The 21,381-nt window shown below is 68.2% G+C and carries 15 protein-coding genes, 2 tRNA genes and 2 pseudogenes; 10 read left to right on the forward strand and 9 right to left on the reverse strand.

The features are described 5' to 3' along the window. Positions 1-129: 129 nt before the first annotated feature. On the reverse strand, positions 130-672 hold the full coding sequence (locus tag AOQ53_RS27250; protein ID WP_059421238.1) for a PPA1309 family protein: 543 nt from the start codon (positions 670-672) through the stop codon (positions 130-132). Positions 673-835: 163 nt separating this feature from the next. Between AOQ53_RS27250 and AOQ53_RS27255 the strand changes: the two genes are divergently transcribed. From AOQ53_RS27255 to AOQ53_RS27270, 4 genes are all read left to right on the forward strand, one after another. After that, positions 836-3,772, forward strand: a complete 2,937-nt coding sequence (locus AOQ53_RS27255) for a UPF0182 family membrane protein (protein WP_078945536.1) — start codon at positions 836-838, stop codon at positions 3,770-3,772. A 57-nt stretch (positions 3,773-3,829) separates the two neighbouring features. After that, a tRNA-Met gene (locus AOQ53_RS27260) sits at positions 3,830-3,903 on the forward strand. Between the two features lie 234 nt (positions 3,904-4,137). Beyond that, positions 4,138-5,961, forward strand: coding sequence for a tetratricopeptide repeat protein (locus AOQ53_RS27265; protein ID WP_174523356.1), 1,824 nt, complete (start codon positions 4,138-4,140; stop codon positions 5,959-5,961). 195 nt (positions 5,962-6,156) lie between these two features. Then, a tRNA-Met gene (locus AOQ53_RS27270) sits at positions 6,157-6,230 on the forward strand. Between the two features lie 48 nt (positions 6,231-6,278). Here AOQ53_RS27270 and AOQ53_RS27275 read toward each other — a convergent pair. Then, a pseudogene (locus AOQ53_RS27275) lies at positions 6,279-7,342 on the reverse strand (ABC transporter substrate-binding protein). Positions 7,343-7,428: 86 nt separating this feature from the next. Continuing rightward, positions 7,429-7,845 carry a Fur family transcriptional regulator gene (locus AOQ53_RS27280; protein ID WP_059421241.1) on the reverse strand — a complete coding sequence of 139 codons (417 nt, stop codon included), beginning with the start codon at positions 7,843-7,845 and terminating at the stop codon, positions 7,429-7,431. 145 nt (positions 7,846-7,990) lie between these two features. Here AOQ53_RS27280 and AOQ53_RS27285 point away from each other — a divergent pair, with 145 nt between their 5' ends. After that, positions 7,991-9,442: a catalase gene (locus tag AOQ53_RS27285; RefSeq protein WP_174523357.1), complete on the forward strand. Its 1,452-nt coding sequence runs from the start codon at positions 7,991-7,993 to the stop codon at positions 9,440-9,442. A gap of 69 nt (positions 9,443-9,511) precedes the next feature. Here AOQ53_RS27285 and AOQ53_RS27290 read toward each other — a convergent pair whose 3' ends face one another. The 5 genes and pseudogenes from AOQ53_RS27290 to AOQ53_RS41725 form a co-directional block, all read right to left on the reverse strand. Further along, a complete protein-coding gene (locus AOQ53_RS27290) occupies positions 9,512-9,904 on the reverse strand; it encodes a CBS domain-containing protein (RefSeq protein WP_059421244.1) in 393 nt (130 codons plus the stop codon). Between the two features lie 1,390 nt (positions 9,905-11,294). Then, positions 11,295-11,491: pseudogene (locus AOQ53_RS41715) on the reverse strand (IS5/IS1182 family transposase); the annotation flags it as partial. Positions 11,492-12,652: 1,161 nt separating this feature from the next. After that, positions 12,653-13,399, reverse strand: a complete 747-nt coding sequence (locus AOQ53_RS46635) for a peptide deformylase (protein ID WP_236711842.1) — start codon at positions 13,397-13,399, stop codon at positions 12,653-12,655. A gap of 198 nt (positions 13,400-13,597) precedes the next feature. After that, positions 13,598-14,125: a helix-turn-helix domain-containing protein gene (locus tag AOQ53_RS46640; RefSeq protein ID WP_236711843.1), complete on the reverse strand. Its 528-nt coding sequence runs from the start codon at positions 14,123-14,125 to the stop codon at positions 13,598-13,600. Positions 14,126-14,282: 157 nt separating this feature from the next. Next, a complete protein-coding gene (locus AOQ53_RS41725) occupies positions 14,283-14,660 on the reverse strand; it encodes a GntR family transcriptional regulator (RefSeq protein WP_078945537.1) in 378 nt (125 codons plus the stop codon). Between the two features lie 161 nt (positions 14,661-14,821). Here AOQ53_RS41725 and AOQ53_RS46645 point away from each other — a divergent pair, with 161 nt between their 5' ends. The 5 genes from AOQ53_RS46645 (at position 14,822) to AOQ53_RS27320 (ending at position 20,504) form a co-directional block, all read left to right on the forward strand. Next, positions 14,822-15,964, forward strand: coding sequence for a GntR family transcriptional regulator (locus AOQ53_RS46645; RefSeq protein ID WP_236711844.1), 1,143 nt, complete (start codon positions 14,822-14,824; stop codon positions 15,962-15,964). After that, a complete protein-coding gene (locus AOQ53_RS27305) occupies positions 15,961-16,509 on the forward strand; it encodes an HNH endonuclease (RefSeq protein WP_059421249.1) in 549 nt (182 codons plus the stop codon). The genes AOQ53_RS46645 and AOQ53_RS27305 overlap by 4 nt, the downstream gene beginning before the upstream one ends. Positions 16,510-16,589: 80 nt before the next feature. Beyond that, complete coding sequence (locus AOQ53_RS27310) at positions 16,590-18,185, forward strand: ATP-binding protein (RefSeq protein ID WP_236711845.1); 1,596 nt, start codon at positions 16,590-16,592, stop codon at positions 18,183-18,185. A gap of 250 nt (positions 18,186-18,435) precedes the next feature. Beyond that, positions 18,436-18,675, forward strand: a complete 240-nt coding sequence (locus tag AOQ53_RS27315; protein ID WP_059421251.1) for a helix-turn-helix transcriptional regulator — start codon at positions 18,436-18,438, stop codon at positions 18,673-18,675. 587 nt (positions 18,676-19,262) lie between these two features. Continuing rightward, positions 19,263-20,504 (forward strand): tyrosine-type recombinase/integrase, encoded by a 1,242-nt coding sequence (locus tag AOQ53_RS27320; RefSeq protein ID WP_059421253.1) that lies wholly within the window; start codon positions 19,263-19,265, stop codon positions 20,502-20,504. A 37-nt stretch (positions 20,505-20,541) separates the two neighbouring features. Here AOQ53_RS27320 and hisN read toward each other — a convergent pair whose 3' ends face one another. Continuing rightward, positions 20,542-21,342 carry a histidinol-phosphatase gene (gene hisN, locus AOQ53_RS27325; protein WP_059421254.1) on the reverse strand — a complete coding sequence of 267 codons (801 nt, stop codon included), beginning with the start codon at positions 21,340-21,342 and terminating at the stop codon, positions 20,542-20,544. Between the last annotated feature and the right edge of the window lie 39 nt (positions 21,343-21,381).

Consider the following 21,381-nt stretch of genomic DNA (forward strand, 5'->3'; position numbering starts at 1 on the left):
CCCCCTGCTCGAAGAGCTTGGGGGAGTGCCGGCCGGAAGCCCTCGTGCTGGATGTACTCGGGCTTTCGGCCGGTGCGGCGAGAGGGGGTACCGGGCGTCGCGACGGGGCGAAGGTTGCCTGCCGGGGCGCTAGTCCTCGAACGTCGCCGCCAGTGCCTCCGCCAGGCCCGGTACCAGGTCGGAGCCGGTGAGGACCTCCGTCGGGGAGTCCTTCTCGCGCAGGCGCAGGGCCGACTCGCGGGTGCCGTCCCGCAGGACCGCGACCGTCATACGGACCTCCTGGCGGTCCGGGTGGTCTGCCACCCACTTCGACAGCGCGGCCTCGTCCAGGCCCTGCGGAACCTGGGCCTCCGCGGACGGCGGCAGCATCAGGCGCTCCACGGCGAGGGCGCAGCCGGCCACCGAGTCGGGCCAGGCGATGGTGGCGAGGAACTCGTCGAGCGGCTTGCCCGTTGGTACTTCGTCCTGCTCGATCGGGGTGAGGCCGGAGTTCTCCGACTCGTCGCCCAGACCGAGCCGGTCCGCGAGCGAGGGCTGTTCGGCCCGGAGCCGGGCGGTGTCGACGAGTGCGAAGAGGCGGGCGGGCTGGTCCCAGCCGAGGCCGGAGACGTACTCGTCGATCTCGAGCACGGCCCGGGTGAGCGGGTTCGCCGCCATGGGAGTGTTGGACATGGTCACAATCCTGCCTCGTTCCCGACCGGAATCGGGAACCGAGTAAACGGTGAGTAAGTTGCATAGGTGGGGGCCCGCGATCACGGGGGCCGCTGACGGTCCGTGAAGACGCGGGCCTGACGAATCAACAGCGAACTTCGAGGTGCGCACCTTGGCTTTCCAGATGCCGGACCGCGGCGGAGGCCCTTCGGGGCCGCGGATCAGAGTGGGCCGCCCGTCCCGGCGTGTCCGGACCCTGCTCATGACACTGGGCGTCCTGGCCGCCCTCGGCATGGTGTTCACCATGTTCGCGGGCTTTTGGACGGACTGGCTCTGGTACCGGTCGGTGAACTACTCGTCGGTCTTCACCACCACCCTGTGGACCAAGATCGGGCTCTTCTTCGTCTTCGGTCTGCTCATGGCCCTCGCGGTCGGCTTCAACATCTGGCTGGCGCACCGGCTGCGGCCGCCGCTGAGCGCCATGTCCATGGAGCAGCAGAACCTCGACCGTTACCGGATGAGCATCGCGCCCTACAAGAAGTGGCTGCTGCTCGGGATCACGGCCCTGGTGGGCCTGATCGCCGGCGCGTCCGCGTCCGGCCAGTGGCGGACCTGGCTGATGTGGGTCAACGGCGTGGCCTTCGGCCAGAAGGACCCCCAGTTCAAGCTGGACGTCTCCTTCTACGCCTTCGACCTGCCCTGGTACCGGTTCCTGCTCGGCTTCGGCTTCGCCGCCGCGATCCTGTCCGTGATCGCCGCCGCGCTCACGCACTACCTGTACGGCGGGCTGCGCGTCACCAGCCCCGGCGCCCGCGCCACGGCGGCGGCCACCGGGCACCTGTCGGTGCTCATCGGCATCTTCGTGGCCCTCAAGGCGGTCGCGTACTGGCTCGACCGGTACGGGCTCGCGGTCAAGTCCAGCGACTTCAGGGCGACCGACAACTGGACGGGCCTGAGGTACGTCGACGCCAACGCCTACCTGCCGGCCAAGACGATCCTGTTCTGCATCGCCGTCATCTGCGCGCTGCTGTTCTTCGCCACCATCTGGCGGCGCACCTGGCAGCTGCCCGTGATCGGCTTCGGCCTGATGGTGCTGTCCGCGATCCTCATCGGCGGCCTCTACCCGGCGATCGTGCAGAAGTTCCAGGTCCAGCCCAACGAGCAGGCCAAGGAAGCGCCGTACGTCGAGAAGAACCTCGAGGCGACGCGCAAGGCCTACGGCATCGACGGCACCAAGGTCACCGACTACTCGGGCACGAGCAAGACCGAGGACAAGACCACGCTGCGCGACGACGTCGGCTCCACGGCGAGCATCCGGATCATGGACCCGAACATCGTCTCGCCGACGTTCCAGCAGCTCCAGCAGATCAGGAACTACTACGCGTTCCCGAACAACCTGGACGTCGACCGCTACGCCAAGGACGGCAAGGAGCAGGACACGGTCATCGGCCTGCGCGAGCTGAACCTGGCGGGCATCCCGAAGAAGAACTGGATCAACAACCACTTCCGTTACACCCACGGCTACGGAGTGGTCGCCGCCCAGGGCACCAGCGCCGACGCCCAGGGCCGTCCCAACTTCACCGAGTCCGACCTGCCCTCCGAGGGTGACCTCGGCACGTACGAGCAGCGGGTCTACTACGGCGAGAAGACCACTACGTACTCGATCGTCGGCGGTCCCCAGAAGGAGATCGACTACTCCGACGACAACGGTGAGAAGACCACCAGCTACAAGGGCGACAGCGGGGTCAACCTCTCCAACCCGGTCAACCGCGCCGCGTACGCGGTGGCGTTCGGCGAGCCGCAGATCCTGTACTCGGGCGCCATCGGCGAGGGATCGCGGATCCTGTACAACCGCACGCCCAAGGAGCGCGTCGAGGCGGTCGCCCCCTGGCTGACCATCGACGGTGACGCCTACCCGGCGGTGGTGAACAACCGGATCCAGTGGATCGTCGACGCCTACACGACGACGAACGGCTACCCGTACTCCTCACGCACGACCCTCGGTGACACGACGGCCGACTCGCTGACCGCCGCCAACGACAACCGCGCCGTGGTGGCCCAGCAGAACCAGGTCAACTACATCCGTAACTCGGTGAAGGCGACCGTCGACGCGTACACCGGCGAGGTCAAGCTCTACCAGTGGGACACCAAGGACCCGGTCCTGAAGACCTGGATGAAGGCCTTCCCGGACACGGTGGAGCCCAAGGGCGACATCTCCAAGGACCTGATGGACCACCTGCGCTACCCGCAGGACCTGTTCAAGGTCCAGCGGGAGCTGCTCACCCGCTACCACGTCAGGGACGCGACGACGTTCCTCAGCGGCAGCGAGGTCTGGCAGGTGCCGGACGACCCGACGAACCGGTCGGGCAACGCGGTGCCGCCGTACTACCTGAGCATGAGGATGCCCGACCAGAAGGCTCAGTCGTTCTCGCTGACGACGACCTTCACGCCCAACGGCCGGGACAACCTCAGCGCCTTCATGGCCGTCGACGCCGAGGCGGGCACCAGTGACTACGGCAAGATCAGAATCCTGAAACTGCCGACGAACACGACGGTCAACGGACCCAAACAGGTCCAGAGCCAGTTCAACTCGCAAGAGGAGATCGCCGAGTCCATCAGGCTCCTGAGAGGCGGCGACTCCGAAGTCGAGTACGGCAACCTGCTGACGGTGCCGCTCGACGGCGGACTGCTCTACGTGGAGCCGGTCTACGTACGCGGTGGTGGACTGAAGTACCCGCTGCTGCGGAAGGTGCTGGTCACCTACGGAGGCCAGACCGCCTTCGAGAACACGCTCGACGAGGCCCTCAACAAGATCTTCGGAACGGAGGGGCAGGCCCCCGAGCCACCGGACGAGGGTGACACCACGACGCCACCGCCGACGTCCGACAACCCGACGGTCCAACAGGCCCTGGAGGACGCCCAGAAGGCGTTCGACGCGGGCCAGGAGGCACTGAAGGAGAACGACTGGGAGGCGTACGGCCGGGCGCAGAAGGACCTTGAGGACGCTCTGCAGCGGGCCGAGGACGCGCAGGCCCAGACCGGCCGCGGGGGCGCCGGGGGCGGTGAGAGCAAGCCCAGCTCCAGCCCGAGCGGCAGTCCGAGCCCCAAGCCGAGCAGCTAGAGGCCTGGCCTGGTCAAATGCCCACCCCGCGCCGTGATACGGTTGTGAACACAACGGCGCGGGGTGGAGCAGCTCGGTAGCTCGCTGGGCTCATAACCCAGAGGTCGCAGGTTCAAATCCTGTCCCCGCTACTGAAATCGCGAAGTCCGAGTGACGGAGCGACCACGAAGGCCCGGATTCCACAAAGGAATCCGGGCCTTCGTGATGTGTGAACGCGTGTGCTGGCCTGGGCTGCGGCCGCGCCACCGGGGGGAGTTGGGCGATCTGTGTTTGACTTGTCTCTCTGTGGGCATGTCGACAAAACGCTGTAGTGACCTCACTGGCTGCGGTATACCAGGTGTACCCAGGTTGCAGGTGGTGCGACGATGGACGTTATGGGGGACAAGGCAACTCTGTTCGAGACAGGGCGTTTTGTGCAGCCTTCCAGCCGGGAGGACACCGACACCCCGGACGAGACCGGGGAGATCGCCGACGAGGCGGCCGAGGAGCTGCGTCAGCGGCTCGCTGCGGAGGCCGGCGACGTCGAGGCGATGAGTGTCCTCGGGGCCATGCTGCTGCGCCGTGGTGATCTCGACGGTGCCGAACCCCATCTGCGTGCCGCCACCGCCGCGGGCGACCGGGCCGCCGCCAACAACCTGGGAGTTCTGCTCCACCAGCGCGGATACGCCGACGAGGCCGCCGGCTGGTGGCGGATCGCCGCCGTCGCCGGATCCGCGGCTGCCGCGCACGCCCTCGGGCGGCACCACCGCGAGCGTGGCGACGAACCCGCGGCCGAATACTGGCTGCGCCAGGCCGCGGAGCAGGGGCACACCCTGGGGGCGTACGCCCTCGCCGACCTGCTGGAGCACCGCGGCGACGCCGGGGCCGAGAAGTGGATGCGGGTCGCGGCCGAGCGCGGGCACCGGGAGGCGGCGTACCGCCTGGCCCGGGCTCTGGACCGGAAGAAGGCGCGGGAAGCCGACGGTGACAACGGTGTCCAGGCGCTGGACGAGGTCGAGCAGTGGTACCGGCAGGCCGCCGCGCGCGGCCACCGGCGGGCCGCGCTGCACCTCGGGACGATCCTGGAGAAGCGCGGCGAACTCAAGGAGGCCGGACGCTGGTACCTGACGTCCGCCAAGGACGGCGAGGCACGGGCCGCCTGCGCGCTCGGGTTCCTGCTGCGCGACGCGGGCGACACCGAGAACGCCGCCGTGTGGTGGCTGCGGGCCGCCCAGGACGGCGACGGCAATGCGGCGAACGCGCTGGGCGCGCTGCACGCCGAGCGGAGCGAGACCCAGACCGCCGAGCGCTGGTACCGGGCCGCGATGGACGCGGGCGACGTGAACGGCGCCTACAACCTCGGGCTGCTCTGCGCCGAACAGGGGCGCACCGCGCAGGCCGAGCAGTGGTACCGGCGCGCGGCGTACGCCGGACACCGGGAGGCCGCGAACGCGCTGGCGATCCTGCTGCTGCGGGGCGGGGACGAGACGGGCGCGGAGCCGTGGTTCTCCAAGGCCGCGGAGGCCGGGAGCGTGGACGCCGCCTTCAATCTGGGCATCCTGCACGCCGGCCGGGGCGAGGAGCAGGCCGCGCTGCGCTGGTACGAGCGGGCCGCGGCCGCCGGGCACACCGAGGCGGCGCTCCAGGTCGGCATGGCCCGGCTGCGGGAGGGAGACGAGCAGGAGGCCGAGCGGCATCTGCGCTGTGCGGCCGGGGGCGGGAGCGCCGAGGCCGCGTACCGGCTGGCGACCGTGCTCGACGCGCGCCGGCCGCCGGAGCCCGCGCACGAGCTCGGGGAGCCGGTGCACCGGCGGAGCGAGTGCGAGGAGTGGTACGAGAGAGCGGCCTCGCAGGGGCACCGGCGCGCGCAGGTGCGGGTGGGCATGCTCGCGGCGGCCCGGGGGGACGTCGTCGAGGCGGCTCGGTGGTACCGGGAGGCGGCCGAGGCCGGGTCCCGCAACGGCGCGTTCAATCTCGGGCTGCTGCTGGCCCGGGAGGGGAGTGAGCCCGAGGCGGCGGTGTGGTGGACGCGGGCGGCTGATGCGGGGCATGGGCGGGCGGCGTTGCGGCTGGCCCTGGTCTACGCGCGTCGGGGGGAGCTGGCCGAGGGGCAGCGGTGGGCCGATCGGGCGGTGGCGTTGGGGCCGGCGTCTGTGGCGGAGCGGGCGGCTCGGCTGCGGGATGCGTTGCGGCAGGAGCTGTCGGCGTGACGCCGGGCTCGGCTGCTCGGCGTCGGTGCTGAGGTCGGGGCGTTACGCATCCCGGCCTGGCGGGCGCCCGCTTCGGCGGGACGGGCGCCGCCCCAGGTGGCACGACTGCCCGCAGCTAAGCGAGACCGCAGCTCGCAGCTCCGGCTAAGCGATTTGCATCCGTCCTCCGCGTTGACGTAACGTTGCATTCATCGACGCGGGGTGGAGCAGCTCGGTAGCTCGCTGGGCTCATAACCCAGAGGTCGCAGGTTCAAATCCTGTCCCCGCTACTGAAGGCCGAGGGCCGGAATCCGAAAGGGTTCCGGCCCTCGGTGTGTCTACCGGCGGTGTCCCACCGCCTCCTCGTAGAGGGAGCGGGTCACCGTCTGCGACTCGGGGAGCGAATCGCCTTCCGCTACGCCCTGGGCGCGGTAGGCGGACTGGAGGCGGTCCGTCGTACCGGCGCGGATTTCCCAGTCCATGCGGAGCGACGGCGTCGAGCGCAGCATCGTCTCGTCCGCCTCCAGGAGCTTCGCCAGGTATGTGACGAAGCTCTCGTTTTTCTTGTAGTCAGCCGCGAAGTACGTGTTCACCGTGCGGATGTACGCCCGCAGCAGTGCCACCCCCGCGTCCACGTCGTCGTTCAGCAGGCTCGGGCCGTAGAGCATGCCGCCCAGGGGCTCGCCGGGTGGTTGGCCGCACAGGAAGGCGTAGCCGGCCTCGCCGTCGACCCGGCGCCATACGGGGTCGAGCAGCCACGCCGAGTCGACGCCGCCGTTCTCCAGGGCGAGGACGTCGGCGTAGCCCAGTTGCTGGCAGCGGATCCGGTCGAGGTCGCCGCTGTGCTGTTCCAGGGCCTGTTCCATGGGGTAGGCGATCACGGTCCCTTGCCGATCATCGTGCCGAGCTTCCGGTCGGCCATCCGGACGGCGGTCGCCGTCTCGCCGTCCTTCAGCCGGACCCACAGGCCGCTCTTGGACTTCGGGTCGGGCGAGAGGTTCCCCGCGACCCAGCGGATGGCGAAACCGCCGCGGATGCCGTTCATGACGACTGCCTCCGGGGCCGCCCAGAGCGCGTCGACCTCGCCCTTGGCCAACAGTGGGAGCGCCTCGGGCGTCGGCAGCACCTTCAGTCTGACGTCCAGGCCCTCCTTGGCGAACCCGCCCTTGTCGAGGGCGACGCGCAGGGGCGCCACGTACTCGGCGCCGAGTGTGCCCGTCGCGATGGTCAGCTCGCGGCGCTGGGGGAGCCGCTGGGCGGGCGGGGAGCCCGGGCGGCAGCGGGCCGGAGTGCGGTCGGAGGCGAGGTCGGCGGGGTCCGTCCAGGAGCCGGCGCCACACCCCTCGACCGGGCGGACTTTCCTCGCGGAGTGCGGAACGGACTGGTGGGTGCCGTTGACCATGTGACGACACGTCAGGTACGGGAAGTGTGCGGGCAGCGAGAAGCCCCGGCACCCATCGGTGCCGGGGCTTCTCGTGTGCGCGAAGACTAGGCGGCCGCGCAGTTCGGGCAGACGCCGCGGTACGTCACCTCGACGTCCGAGACCGTGAAGCCGAAGCGCTCCGAGTCGGGGAGGTCTGCCAGCGGGTTGCCCATCGGGTGCACGTCACGGATCGCACCGCATTGGGCGCAGACCAGGTGGTGGTGTGGCTGGTGGGCGTTCGGGTCGTACCGCTTGGCGCGCTGGTCGGTGGAGACCTCGAGCACTTCGCCGAGTGACACGAGTTCGCCGAGCGTGTTGTAGACGGTTGCCCGGGAGATCTCGGGCAGCTTGGCGACGGCCCGGGCGTGGACCTCGTCGGCCGTCAGATGGACGTGTTCGCCGTCGAGGACCTCGGCCACGACGCGCCGCTGCGCGGTCATCCGCCATCCGCGTCCGCGCAGCCGTTCCAGAAGGTCGCTCATGGTCACCAGCGTAACAGCAAAAGGGACCAGGTCGCGAACAGGTGTGAAGTTGGATCCTTGCGCGTTTTAGACAAAGTCTATTGTAGGATCGAGATGGACTTTGGCCGATGGGCAAGAACGGTCAGGAATGGCGCAGGAGGCACACGTGACGCAGGGACCGCTTACGACGGAGGCCGGGGCTCCGGTCGCCGACAACCAGAACAGCGAGACCGCGGGCGCGGGGGGCCCGGTGCTCGTCCAGGACCAGCTCCTGCTGGAGAAGCTCGCCCACTTCAATCGTGAGCGCATCCCGGAGCGCGTCGTGCACGCCCGTGGCGCCGGCGCCTACGGCACCTTCACGGTGACCGCCGACGTCACCCCGTACACGCGCGCCGCGTTCCTCTCCGAGGTCGGCAAGCAGACCGAGGTCTTCCTGCGCTTCTCGACCGTGGCCGGCAACCTGGGGGCGGCGGACGCCGTCCGTGACCCGCGCGGTTTCGCGCTGAAGTTCTACACCGAGGAGGGCAACTACGACCTCGTCGGCAACAACACCCCGGTGTTCTTCATCAAGGACGCCATCAAGTTCCCGGACTTCATCCACACCCAGAAGCGCGACCCGTACACCGGCTCGACGGAGGCGGACAACGTCTGGGACTTCTGGAGCCTGTCGCCCGAGTCCACGCACCAGGTGACCTGGCTGTTCGGCGACCGTGGCATCCCCGCCTCGTACCGCCACATGGACGGCTTCGGCTCGCACACCTTCCAGTGGCAGAACGAGGCCGGCGAGGTCTTCTGGGTCAAATACCACTTCAAGACCGACCAGGGGATCAGGAACCTCCCCCAGGCCGAGGCCAACAGGCTGGCCGGTGAGGACCCGGACAGCCACCAGCGCGATCTGCGCGAGGCCATCGAGCGCGGTGACTTCCCGTCCTGGACCGTGCAGGTGCAGATCATGCCGGAGGCGGACGCGGCGACGTACCGCTTCAACCCGTTCGATCTGACCAAGGTCTGGCCGCACGCCGACTACCCGCCGATCGAGATCGGCAAGCTGGAGCTCAACCGCAACCCGGAGAACATCTTCGCCGAGGTCGAGCAGTCGATCTTCAGCCCCGCGCACTTCGTGCCGGGCGTCGGACCGTCCCCGGACAAGATGCTCCAGGGCCGCCTCTTCGCGTACGGCGACGCGCACCGCTACCGCGTCGGCATCAACGCCGACCACCTGCCGGTGAACCGCCCGCACGCCACCGTGGCGCGCACCAACTCCCGTGACGGTCACCTCTACGACGGCCGCCACAAGGGCGCGAAGAACTACGAGCCGAACAGCTTCGGCGGCCCGTTCCAGACGGACCGTCCGCTGTGGTCCGCCACGGCCGTGAGCGGCGTGACGGGCAACCACCCGGCCCCGGTCCACGCCGAGGACGACGACTTCGTGCAGGCGGGCAACCTCTACCGGCTGATGGGCGAGGACGAGAAGGAGCGGCTGATCGCCAACCTGGCGAGCTTCATCGCCAGGGTTTCGCGGGACGACATCGTCGAGCGGGCGATCGGCAACTTCCGTCAGGCCGACGGAGACTACGGCAAGCGGCTGGAGGCCGCGGTCCAGGCACTGCGCGGCTGAACCGCAGCACTGGACCGCTTGCGGTAGGGGCGGCCCGGGCCCCTTCGGGGGCCCGGGCCGTTCGCGCTGTCAGGCGGGCACCTGCTGACGCGCCGGTGCCCAGCAGCGGATGATGTCGCGGACCGAGACGACGCCGGCGGGCTCGTCGTCCTCGAGCACGATGAGGTGACGGAAACCGCCGTGCGCCATGGCGCCGGCCGCCTCCTCCAGGGTCCAGGCCGGAGCGGCGAACACGACGTCGGTGGTGGTGTGGTCGTGGACGCGCTCCGTGTCAGGGTCCTGGCCCCGGCCCACGGAGATGAGGACGTCGCGTTCGGTGAGGATGCCGATGCCGCCGGCGTCGGGGTCGTGGACGATGGCCGCGCCGACCTTGCGGGCGGCCATCAGCGCGGCGGCCTGGCGGAGCGTGTGGGTCGGGCCGATGGTGAGGACGACAGTGCTCATGGCGTCACGGACGAGCATGGATGGAGCCACCTCCTGGGAGTGTCCCCGCCGTTTGTTCATCTTTTCACAAGTTCACAAGCGGGCGGACTCTCAGAGTGGCAGGCGAAGGGACGGTCAACAAGGGGGCGCTCGGTAACAGCGGGCGCGCGCTCAGTAGCGCTGGTTGTGATCGGCTGCCTTGGCGGGCTGCGGAGTTGTTCCGCAGCCCGCCGATGACCTGCGTTGATGCCGTCGTTGCCTGTCATCATCTGTCGTCGCTGGCTACCCTCGGACGGCCCCCAGGCGGCCCGGCTCAGGCCTCTGAGGAGCCTCTAGCGCTGGCGGCAGAGACTGCTAACGTTAGCGACCCCGCTAGCGACCAAAACTGCTGGTGACCAGGGCGTTAGCGGATAGCGCCCGATCCTCGCAGCCCCCTAAAACGGCCGCCTCGGGGCTCCCGAGAGGGTGACCCGTGCTGCTATCGGCCGAGGCTCCTGCCAGGGGTGCCATCAGGCTTCCCGACCGCTCAGCCATCGCTCTGGGCCGCCCGGTACGCCTCGTACGGAGACGTCGTTTCACTTGGTGAGGACGCATCTCATTTGACGTCCGTTTGGCCAATTGACGTGTATGGGAACCGTCTCCGGTGCTGCGGCAGGCGAACTGGCGGCACTTGAAGCCTACCGACATCCGACATCCGGATTAATTCCGTCTTCAATAACCAACACCAGGTGCCATACCTCGACTGGCGACAGTTCCCGCGCGGTGGTTGCATGGAACCTGTCGGCCCGATGCGCTGGCGTACTCGCGAGGTAGAATCCATAGCAGGCAGGTAGTCATCGGCGACTCGTCGATCACCTGGTGGCTGCCTTACTCGACCTCAGATTCTGAGGGGAGATATCGATGGCGAGATTCAATAAGGATGACCCCGGATGTCACTCCGAGATCGTATTCGTCGGCAACGTAGGGCTCAGGTCATTCACTGAAACGAGTAGCACCGTCCCGCCGCCCCATGCCACCGCAGAGCTTGTAGTCGACATCCTGGCATCCCCGTCGTATCTCAATGTGGAGTTCCGGGAGGTTACGCTCATCATTGAGGTTAAGAGCCCGTCTGGTGTCCAGTTCGTCGATCATAGCCGTCGCAACAATTACCGCTGGGGTGTACCTAGCGGAAGCTCCTGGGACGAATCCAATCCCGGGGCCCCCACAAACAAGTTGCGGATCAGGTGGGAAGCTGGTTCGCTACTTTCCGGTCCCCTGAATGGGCGGTCGCATTACGTTGGTGTGCATGGACTTCCTGGCGGTTCCGCTTTGGAATTCAGTGCGGTTGCGGCGGCAAGCAGGGTTACAGCGGCGACATCGAGCTGCCCCCTGCGCGTCGACGACCTTCACGTTGGTGAACGGCTGGCTGGCTACCTGGGCTAGAACAGTTTCACTTGGTGAGTCGGCGGTAGCTGATGAGGGCTGCGGCTATGCCGACGAAGGCGAGGAAGTGTTCGGCTATGCGTTCGTATCGGCCGTGCAGTCGGCGGCAGCCGGCCAGCCAGGAGACCGGACCGTTAACTCGACGACCCAGCGGTGTCGGCCGAGCCGCGTGGACGACTCGATGCCCTTGCGGGCAATGCCAGCATCCTTCCGCCGCCGCGTCCGGGCTAACCCACGGGCCTGGTCCGCTTGTCGCTTGTCTTGTCGCTTGTCGGCCCGCAGGTCAGAGCCGGTTCTGGGCTACCCGCAGTGCGGTCCCGTCTAGTCACGACAAGCGACAAGACAAGCGACAAGGGCACCGTCGGTCGTGCGCCATGTCGGCGAGGTAGGGCCGGGGCAGCAGAGCGGGTTGGAGAGTCCTGGCGGTTGCTCCTCCCTGACGGCTGCCTGACGGACACCGTCAGGGGCGCCTGACGCCCAAACCTCTAGGCAAACCCGGTGTCAGAAACGCGTGACGCCCCGGCGTTACACCCGCTGACACCCGTTCCTGACATCCGCCGACGCGCTCGGTAGGCGTCTGAGGATGGCAATCCAGGCGGGGGCGGGCTGCCTCCCTGGATTGCCATCCTCAGGCGCACTCATAGGGGATGGAAGCCGTAGGGGCGCCGGTGAGCGACTGACAGCCCTTCCGTGAGGGGTTGGCCCCCGGCTGCGTGCCAGGCCGCCACAACCCCCTTGGCAACGCTGGGTGATGGAAGTTTCCGCTCTCGCGTGCGCACGCGTAGAGACCCCACCGGAAACCGGGAAACCGGGCACCGAATACACACCGTCACAGCGGCGAACGGAGCAGGTGCGGCACCGTTGCGGTGGGACCACGGCTCTTCAGGAGGGCGGCCACTGCTCAAGCAAGAAGAGCACGTCAAGCCGGGGTGCTCTTCTTGCTTGAGCAGGGAGCCATGCAAACCGCAGTCCTGCCCCTTCTGAAGAGCCTTTCGTCACTCTCTTACTGGAGAGTTAGGGGGAGATAGCGTCCGCAGCGTCCGTCGGGCAGCGTTCGCCCCTTCTGACCTGCACCGTTCCTGTGGACGCTAAACAAAATGTGTAGCGTCCGCTAGCGTCCGGCCACTCTCCGCTACTAAGAGCGTCTTTCCACAGGTCAGGGCGGCTCTTAGTAGGAGGCGGGTTGCGGACGCTGCGGACGCTGACCACTCCGGAACGCCCAAGAGACCACCCCCATCCGGGCGGGGTGGTCTCTTCGCTCGGCGCCACGAGTTCACCGGAAGCGCGCGACGGCGCGGGAGCTCCCAAGCGCCGCCGCGCGCGAGCGCAGTGAGCTGCCAAGGGTCGCGCGGCCTAGGTCGCACCTCATTTCCTGCTACTGGCATTTCCACTTCGGTACTGCCAGCCCTGTCCAGTTCCTCGATACTCGGCAACCGGAATTGGCTCCACCCCGGGCCGCATTCGTTCCCGGTAAAGGACTCCTTCAAGGTGGTCGATTTCGTGCCCAACGAGTCGGGCCACTCCGCGTTCAAAAAGCGTAATGTGTCGCTCGCCGTCGATATCTTGGTGCTCCACACTGATGCTCAGCGGTCGCGGCACCATTCCGCGCACGTCGAAGAAACTCCAGCAACCTTCGTATTGCTCGTCAGTCTGTGCGGATTCTTCGATGACGCGCGGGTTCAACAGGGTAATCGTCTCGCCGTCTGGTGTCCGCACGATTGCAGCAGCCCTATCGATGCCGATCTGAGGTGCGGCTACCCCCATTCCCTTGCTGAAGACGTGGATGGTGTCGGCGCGCTCGGCCGCAGATGCCAACTCGGCCACGACTCGACGTGCGTCCTCTGCTTCTTCCGGAAGGGAGAAGGGTCGGGCAACACGAGAAAGGATCGGGTCTCCCTCCTGGATAATCCCGATGCTCTGCATCTTCTGACTGGCGCTCGTTGGCGTCATGTCGGGGCCGGTCTCCTCGGTGTTCGGTCGGGCACGGAACTTCCATTCCAGCCGGTAGCGAGCATGCAAGGGTGCTTCGTCGGTGCTCCAGCAAAAGACTCGCCGGTCTTCGGAGTCATCGCGCTGGATAGCCGTTCGGAACGGGAAAGCCTCGGCTGTCATGGTGGTTTCTGTTCCCCATACCACAGGGTCCAGTGAGGCAGGGAAGTCCAGCCTTACGCTCAGGTGATTAGTGGGTAGGCGAATGGCGCGCTGAAACCAGGTTCCCCACTTTTCATCGCTGACTGTGTACGAATACTCCAGCCATGCCGTCTCGCCTGGGTACAGCGGATAGCGGCCGTATTCATTCTCGAAGAGAAGTCACACCTCTTTGAATGCGTCACGATCGTGCTGGACTCGCCACCCTATGGACTCGCCTCCAATGCTCGCCTTCAGGTCCAATTCATCCCAAGTCAGGGGATTCTCTCGGTAGAGCTGGTTCGAACGCTCTGGGTTTCCGGGGTGACGGTCTACAGAAATGCGAATCAGGTATCGAGCGACCGGGTCTGAGCTGGCGTTATAAAGCTTGCGCCGCTGCGTTGCCCGGTAGGTCTGGCCGTTGTAGAACAGCTCCGAATCCTCGTGTTCTACAACGATGCTGGTCGGCTGAGCTATGCCGTGCTGAGCGTCTGGTTTGTGCGCATGAGGAGCGGCGCCACCATGCCGCCCCCGTGCTTCGAGGTCGGCGAAGCTGACAGACGGTCGCTGCTGGCCGCTCTCCACCTTGGAGACGTAAGAGGGCGTGTACCCGACTGACTTGGCGAGAGCAGTCTGTGAGACCCCCCGCACGTCCCGCCATCGCTTGAGTTCGGCGATGAATGACTCTTCCGCTGGGGCCTCGCCCGTCATCTCGTCTCCTCCGCTGTGATCGTGAGTGAGCTGTGAGTGAGTCAGTCTCAGCCTGCAATCACAGGCCCGACCTGGTCTTTGCTGTTCTTGCCGGTCCGGAACCTACATGAGAGGTCGGGGCGTAATGACCAACGCAATCAGCCTCACTGATGAACCGTCAGTCCGCAGGCGAACCAGCGGTCTGCTGTCCTTCGAGGCGAGCGAGACGTTCGGAGAGTTCGCTCACAGTGGTTGTAAGAGCCTGTACTTGCTCGACAAGTTGAGCGACTTGGTCGCCATCCTGCGAGACGGCTTCGGTGGCTGCCTGCTCGCGAACGAACGTGCCGCGCCCTGGGGTTGAGAAGACGAGACCGTCCTCCCGCAGAACACGCAGAGCGTTGTTGACCGTCATCGAGGCGATGTTGAAGCGCTCGGAGAGGTCTCGAACAGACGGGAGCTTCTGACCGGGTGCGTAGCGGCCGGCCTGGATCTCTCTTCGGAGTTCATCGGCGACCTGGATGTACGGCGGGCGCGGGTCATCAGTCTTCAAGGCCATGCAATGAGGCTACCGCCTAGATCGACCTAAGACACCTAACGAGACGGGTTGACAACCTAGGGCACCTAGACCAATCTAGGTCACGCATGTCAAGGAAAGAGCGGCGCCCAACCGCCAAGTCAGAACGCCGCTCTCACACCCATCGAAGGGGTACATCCATCATGCCTGGAACCATCACGGAACGCGTGAGTGAGCAGGGGACGCGCCAGGGCAATGGGCCCGGCGGCCGGCGGCTGAGGCAGGGGGAGGACATCCCGCTCACGGCCGAGCAGTCGCAGCGTCTCGGTTCCCTCTGCGACCGGTACGGCAGCTACCTGGTCTTCTACGCCAAGCGCAAGCTCGTCAGCTACGGCTTCAACGGGACGGCGGCCGAGACGCTGGCGGAGGACATCGCGCAGGACACCTGGATCGAGGTGGCCCGGACGGGGGCGAAGGACCTGCTGGCCTCCGAGCCGTTGAGCGAAAACGACACGCGAGCCTTCCTCTGCGTGCGGGTGCAGAACCGACTCGGCAAGTACTTCAAGCGGTCGTCCTCGTACGAGCGGCCGATGGACTTCGACGACCCGATCACCGCCTACGTGCTGGCCCCGATGGTGGAAGAGCAGCAGGAGCAGCCCCTGGCTGAGCCGTCCGAGGGGCTGCTGCGACTGCTGGCCGACCTGCCCGGCCGGGAACGTGAGGCGCTGCTGCTGCGGTTGGACGGCTGCTCGAAGAGCGTCGTGGCGTCGCGTCTGGGGTGCAGCCTGCACACCGGTGACCGCCTGGTCGAAACGGCGCTGCTTCGGGTCCAGATGTGCCACCCGGAGATGGCGCCCGAGCCGGTGGCGCTGGAGTCCCTCCCGGCCTGGCAGCGCCAGGCGCTGGCGACGTTGGACGACACCCGGCGTGAGGCGCTGCTGCGCATCGGTGACCTCCCGCGTCAGGTGCTGCTCATGCACTTGGCCGAAGGGCTGGACAGCAAGCAGATCGCGGCCCGGCTCGGTGTCGACCGCTGGGGCATCATGGGCGCCTACAGCGCGGCCTCTTCACTCAAGGTGTCCGGGCAGGTCACGATGCAGGGCACCTTCCGTGAGAAGGGGGCCGCTGCCCGCGCCCTGGCGGCAACGCTGCGCGGTGAGGTGACCGCGCTGAAGCCGGGCGAGCGGGTGCCCGGGGAGCGGGACCTCACCGCCCGCTTCCAGTGCTCCGCGAAGACCGTCCGCGCGGCCATGAAGACGCTGCGCGCTGAGGGTCTGGTCACGATGATCCGGCCGTACGGTCTGTTCCGCGCGACGGCGACTGGTGACCTGGCGGCCGCGGCGTGAGCCACCGTCCGCCGCACCTGAACGCGCACCGGCGGCGAGCACGCAAGCAGCGGCTCGCCGCCCGCGACGGCGCGCAGTGCTACTACTGCCGTCGTCCCTTCCGGGAGCTCCGGGAAGCCACCGTCGACCACATCGCTCCCGTGTCGCTGTGGCGGTCGTGGTCGGTGTCTTCCCTCGTGCTGGCGTGCCGACCGTGTAACGACGCCAAGGCCGACCGCTTCCCGCTCTCGCTCGCCCTGGTCCTGCTGGCGTGGGTCCACCCGACCCGGCCTGTCGTCCGCTCGGTCGATCTGCCGCTGTTGGCCCGACTCGCTCACGCGCAGGAGACGGCGTTCACCAGCGTGACGACCCGCGTCACACCCGGCGTCACGCCCCGACTGGCGGCCGTAGGAGCGGCCGATTCGACCGGCGCATGGTCGACGCCCCACCTGCACGAATCGACCCCGCACCGTCCCGTCCAGCGGGCCGTACGGCCCGACTGCCTGCGCGCGCCCCGGCCGGTGCGGGCGTGCGCGGGCCCGACCGGAGAGGCGGTGTCCGCGTGAACGAGGTGAACACTCAGATGAACGGATCGACCCGACCCATGAACGGCCGCGCAAGGCCCGTGAACGAACTGACCCGACCCGTGAACACGACCAACGACGGCGTGAACACCGGCGGCGGGACCGTGAACACCCGTCGGCCGGTTGCCCCCGGCGGGAGCGGGGAGGGCGGCAAACAGCCGCCGGCCGCCGCGCGGATCGTGGCCATGGCGCGCGAGGAGTACCGGTTCGTGATGTCCACCGACGGCCGCCCGTACGCGGTCGCTCTGGACGGTCCGAACGTCGCCGTGCCGCTGCGGGGCAAGGCGGGACTCAGGCAGCGTCTCGCCCGACGGTTCGCGGACGCCTACCCGGGCGAGGTGGCCTCACAGTCCGCGCTCGCGGACGCCATGACCGTGCTGGAAGGCATCGCTGAGGACAACGACCCCGTGCCGGTAAACCTGCGCGTAGGGCGGGCACCGGACGGCGCGATTGTGGTCGACCTCGGGTCCGCCGACGGCCGCGCGGTCGTTGTCTCCGGTGTTGGCTGGCAGGTCGTTGACCGTTCGCCGGTGCTCTTCCGACGCTCCGGTGCCATGGCCCCGATGCCCGTGCCGGTGCTGGACGGGGACGGGCTGGCCAAGCTGCACGCGCTGCTGAACATGGACGAGTCCGCGTTCCATCAGCTTGTGGCGTGGCTGGTCGCCGCGTGGATTCCCGACATCCCGCACCCGGCCATCGTGTGCAAGGGCGAGCAGGGCACGGGCAAGTCCAAGGCCGCGCAGATGTTCATCAACCTGGTGGACCCATCCCCGGCCGCCAAGCGCAGCCAGCCGCGGGACGAGAAGGCGTGGTCTCGGCAGGCGTTCAGCTCATGGGCCTTGTGCCTGGACAACGTGAGCACGATCCCGCCGTGGCTGTCGGACACCCTGTGCAAGGCGGTGACCGGTGACGGCGTGGTCGACCGCGCCCTGTACACCGACGATGACGTGGTGGTCCTCACCTTCAAGCGGGTGCTGGCCATGACCACGATCGACGCGGGAGCTCTCGCCGGGGACCTGGCCGAACGCGTGCTGCTGCTGGACTTGCAGCTCATCGACTCCCACCACCGCCGTTCCGAGGAAGAGTTGGACGCCACCTTCGAGGCGGTCCGTCCGGCCGTGCTCGGGGCCCTGTTCGACGTGCTGGCCTGCGCGCTCGCCGTGCTCCCATCGGTGCGGCTGGAGTCCATGCCGCGCATGGCCGACTTCGCCCGCGTGCTCGCGGCCGTCGACCAGACGCAGGGCTGGCGCACGCTGGACGACTACCTCGCCACCTCGGCGAACGTCGCCACGGACGCGCTGGAAGGCGACCCGTTCGCCATGGCCATCGCCGCCCTGGTCGACCAGGCAGGCACCTGGCAGGGCACGGCCGCGCAGTTGCTCGAAGCGCTGCCCGTGCCGGGCCTGGTCCGGCCGCCGACCTGGCCCAAGGACGCCACCCGCGCCGGCGGACGCGTGAAGCGGCTCGCTCCGCTGCTGCGGTCCATCGGCATCACGGTCGACGACACGCAACGTAGCCGCGACCGGCACCGGCACAAGCTGCTGATCCTCTCGCGCGCACCCGACGACGACCCGTCAGCGTCCGCACCCGACCAAGGCTCTCTCTGGCCTGAGGCAGCCCCCACGGGGCAGGGCAGAACCCTGCCTGACCAGTCCTGACGTAACCGGAACACCGCCGGGCCGGGCCGCACACCAGCGGCCCGGACACGTCCAGGACCGCGGACGCTACAGCCGTCCAGCGTCCACAGCGTCCGCTCCAGCGTCCACACCCTGCACCTGCCCTGAACTGCCGCAATACGGCCGTGCGGACGCTAGGACGCTGCGGACGCTGAAATACAGCAACTCTCCAGGACGGCGACCGGCACCGCTCCCACGCACCGCCCGACGGACACGAGGAGTCACCCCCGCCATGACCGCCAACGAGCCGACCGATCCCCGCGCCACCCTGCGCGGCGGCCTCCCTGACCGCTACCTCACCCCCGAAGACCTGGTCACCATGTTCAGCCTCCCGAGCGTCGAAACCGTCTACCAATGGCGCCGCAAGCGCATCGGACCGGCAGGCTTCCGCGTCGGCAAGCACCTGCGCTACGACCCGGCCGCCGTCCGCGCCTGGGTGACCGAACAGGCCGCCCTCGAAGACGCCGCCTGACCCCCGCCTTCGTGGGGGAGGCACCGCCCGCCCGGCCGGGGAGGCGGGGAGAACTCCCCAACCGCCTCCCCGGCCCCCACTCCCCGCACTGACCAGCGCAAACAGCACTTCGGGGAGACGGGGAGGCGCTGCCGGAACACCCCGGAAAGCGGCCCCTGGAAGCCACCCGGAGCCCCTGTCTCCGCCTCCCCGCCGGGCCCCTGCGACCGCCGTGCGGGGCAGGGAGGCACCGCCCGCCGGCCGAGGGAGGCAGGGAGAACTCCCTCACAGCCTCCCTACCCCGCCTCCCTCTACCTGACCAGCACAGACACCCCCTCAGGGAGGCAGGGAGGCACGCCCCCAGCACCCCCGAAAACCCCCTCAGGAAGCCACCCGAGCCCCCCTGTCTCCGCCTCCCTGAGACCTGCCGGAGCGCTGCTACCGGTAGCACCCCGACCCGCTACCGGTAGCAGCCCCGCTAGCGACCGCAACCCGCAGTGATCAGGCCCGTAGCAAGTAGCAGGCCCGGTCCAGCACACCCCGAAACCGGCGCGGCGGCGCCCACCGGGCCCCGCCGCGCCCTGCTACCGAGAAGGGAGTCAGCCCACATGGCTGGCCACATCCAAGACCGCTGGTACAAGACCAAGACCAAGACCGACACCGACGGCAAGACCGTCCGCGTCAAGACGGACCGCCACGGCTCCGGCATGCGCTACCGCGCCAGGTACATCGGCCCCGACGGCACCGAGAAGTCCAAGAGCTTCCCCGACGGTCAGAAGCGCATTGCTGAGAAGTGGCTCTCTCAGATCGAGGCGGACATGTCGCGTGGGCAGTACATCGACCCGCGCGCCGGCCGCCTCACCATGCGGCAGCACGCCGAACGGTGGTTGGCGTCGCTCACCATGGACCCTGGCACCTACGTGAGCACCGAGCAGCGCATCCGCCTTCACGTCCTGCCGCACCTGGGCAGCCGCTCGCTCGATTCGCTGAGGCCGATCCACATCCGCGAGTGGCTGCGGAAGCTCGAAGACGCGGGAGTGGCCGCCGCCTATCAGCGAGTCATCTTCGCGAACCTCAACGCGATGCTGGCGGCAGCCGTCGACGACCGCCTGATCCCGCACAACCCGTGCCGTTCGTCGTCGGTGAAGGCGCCCAAGCCTGAACCTCGCCGGATCGTTCCGTGGTCGCGTGAGCGCGTGCTGGCCGTGCGGTCCGCACTGCCGGAGCGGTACCAGGCAATGGTGGACTTGGCTGGCGGGTGCGGCCTGAGGCAGGGCGAGGTGCTGGGCCTGGCGGTCGAAGACGTGGACTTTATCGAGGGCGTGGTGCACGTCGTCCGGCAGGTGAAGCTCATCGCTGGTCGACAGGTGTTCGCACTGCCCAAGGGTGGCAAGACGCGCACCGTCCCATTGCCAGAGAGCGTCGCTCGGGTGCTTGAGGCACACATCGAGCAGTACCCGCCTGCCGCTGTGGCGCTGCCGTGGAGGTCGGTCGACGGTTCACCGGCCACGGCATCCGCGTTCTTCCGCAATGCCGAGGGGCGCCCGGTGATCCGCACCGTCTTCAACGAGAAGGCGTGGCGGCCCGCACTCGACAAGGCAGGCATCCCGCGCGGCCGGGAGAACGGCATGCATGCCCTGAGGCACTTCTACGCGTCCGTGCTGCTGGACGCGGGGGAGAGCATCAAGGCGCTGTCGGAGTACCTGGGGCACCATGATCCTGGCTTCACTCTGCGGACGTACACGCACCTGATGCCGAGCAGCGAGAAGCGGACGCGGGAGGCGGTGAACCGGGCCTTTGAGGGCGGCCCGGACGCCGATGACGGCCCCACGACGGCCCAGGCAGCTTGATCCGGGGAGGAACGCGCAGGTCAGACCGCAATCACCGTCAGTAGCGCTGGTTGAGATACCCCAGCAACTCGTCGTGCAGCAGGCCGTTCGACGCGGCCGCGTTGCCGCTGTGCGGGCCCGGGCGGGAGTCCAGGCCGGTGAAGGTGCCGCCGGCCTCGGTGACGATGATCGCGTTGGCGGCCATGTCCCAGAGCGACAGCTCCGGCTCGGCGCACATGTCGACGGCGCCCTCGGCGACCATCATGTACGGCCAGAAGTCGCCGTACGCGCGCGTGCGCCACACCTCGCGGGTGAGGTCCAGGAAGCCGTCCAGGCGGCCCTGCTCCTCCCAGCCGCTGAGCGAGGAGTACGCGAACGAGGCGTCGGCGAGTTTTCCGACGCGGGAGACCTGGAGGCGGGTCGCCTTCGTGAGGCTGCGGCCGGAGAAGGCGCCGTAGCCCTTCGCGGCCCACCAGCGGCGGCCGAGGGCGGGGGCGGAGACGACGCCGACGACGGGCTGGAAGCCGCCCTCGCCTGCTTCCATCAGGGAGATGAGGGTGGCCCAGACGGGGACGCCGCGTACGTAGTTCTTGGTGCCGTCGATGGGGTCGATGACCCAGCGGCGGGGGCCGGTGCCCTCGACGCCGTACTCCTCGCCGAGGATCGCGTCCCTGGGACGGGCGCGGGCGAGTTGGCCGCGGATGAGTTCTTCGGCGGCCTTGTCCGCTTCGCTCACCGGGGTCATGTCCGGTTTGGTTTCGACCTTGAGATCGAGGGCCTTGAACCGGTCCGTCGTCGCGGCGTCGGCGGCGTCGGCGAGGACGTGGGCGAGACGCAGGTCGTCGAGGTAGTCGGGCATGTAACGAACCTATCTGCCGAGGTGGGGGTGGGGCTACAG

The sequence above is a fragment of the Streptomyces azureus genome, from assembly GCF_001270025.1.
Taxonomy (GTDB): domain Bacteria; phylum Actinomycetota; class Actinomycetes; order Streptomycetales; family Streptomycetaceae; genus Streptomyces; species Streptomyces azureus.

Bases quoted from the DNA above. Each gene is read 5' to 3' on its own strand.
- AOQ53_RS27250 (WP_059421238.1), bottom strand. From the start codon at position 672: ATGTCCAACACTCCCATGGCGGCGAACCCGCTCACCCGGGCCGTGCTC.
- AOQ53_RS27255 (WP_078945536.1), top strand. From the start codon at position 836: ATGCCGGACCGCGGCGGAGGCCCTTCGGGGCCGCGGATCAGAGTGGGC.
- AOQ53_RS27265 (WP_174523356.1), top strand. From the start codon at position 4,138: ATGGACGTTATGGGGGACAAGGCAACTCTGTTCGAGACAGGGCGTTTT.
- AOQ53_RS27280 (WP_059421241.1), bottom strand. From the start codon at position 7,845: ATGAGCGACCTTCTGGAACGGCTGCGCGGACGCGGATGGCGGATGACC.
- AOQ53_RS27290 (WP_059421244.1), bottom strand. From the start codon at position 9,904: ATGCTCGTCCGTGACGCCATGAGCACTGTCGTCCTCACCATCGGCCCG.
- AOQ53_RS46635 (WP_236711842.1), bottom strand. From the start codon at position 13,399: ATGACAGCCGAGGCTTTCCCGTTCCGAACGGCTATCCAGCGCGATGAC.
- AOQ53_RS46640 (WP_236711843.1), bottom strand. From the start codon at position 14,125: ATGACGGGCGAGGCCCCAGCGGAAGAGTCATTCATCGCCGAACTCAAG.
- AOQ53_RS41725 (WP_078945537.1), bottom strand. From the start codon at position 14,660: ATGGCCTTGAAGACTGATGACCCGCGCCCGCCGTACATCCAGGTCGCC.
- AOQ53_RS46645 (WP_236711844.1), top strand. From the start codon at position 14,822: ATGCCTGGAACCATCACGGAACGCGTGAGTGAGCAGGGGACGCGCCAG.
- AOQ53_RS27315 (WP_059421251.1), top strand. From the start codon at position 18,436: ATGACCGCCAACGAGCCGACCGATCCCCGCGCCACCCTGCGCGGCGGC.
- AOQ53_RS27320 (WP_059421253.1), top strand. From the start codon at position 19,263: ATGGCTGGCCACATCCAAGACCGCTGGTACAAGACCAAGACCAAGACC.
- hisN (WP_059421254.1), bottom strand. From the start codon at position 21,342: ATGCCCGACTACCTCGACGACCTGCGTCTCGCCCACGTCCTCGCCGAC.